The 240-nt window shown below is 65.8% G+C and carries 1 protein-coding gene; it reads right to left on the bottom strand.

Going from position 1 to position 240, the window contains the following annotated elements:
- Nucleotides 1–240, bottom strand: a 240-nt coding sequence (locus CH341_RS33325; RefSeq protein WP_170149928.1) for a YcjX family protein, incomplete at both ends; no start/stop codon positions are given.

The following is a 240-nucleotide window of genomic DNA, read 5'->3' as shown; positions in this document are numbered from 1 at the left end:
TTCAGGGTCTTTGGGCAAGTCCCCGGGAAACATGGCGATTTCCGTCTCGCCGTCGAACCGCTCGCCGTCGACGATCTCTCCCGTCATCGGTGTGCCGATGATCGTCGGCAGGGCGTTGCCACCGCGCTTGACCGTGCCTTCACGCGTTGCGCGAACCGCGGCGAGCGCCAGGATGTCGATGTCGGCGCCGGCGAATTCGGCCTTCTTGATGGCCCGCTTGACCAGCCGCTTCAGCACCCG

The sequence above is a fragment of the Rhodoplanes roseus genome, assembly GCF_003258865.1.
GTDB lineage: Bacteria > Pseudomonadota > Alphaproteobacteria > Rhizobiales > Xanthobacteraceae > Rhodoplanes > Rhodoplanes roseus.
The sequence above is the reverse complement of the archived record's forward strand: the minus strand, read 5'-3'. Positions and strand labels throughout refer to the sequence as shown.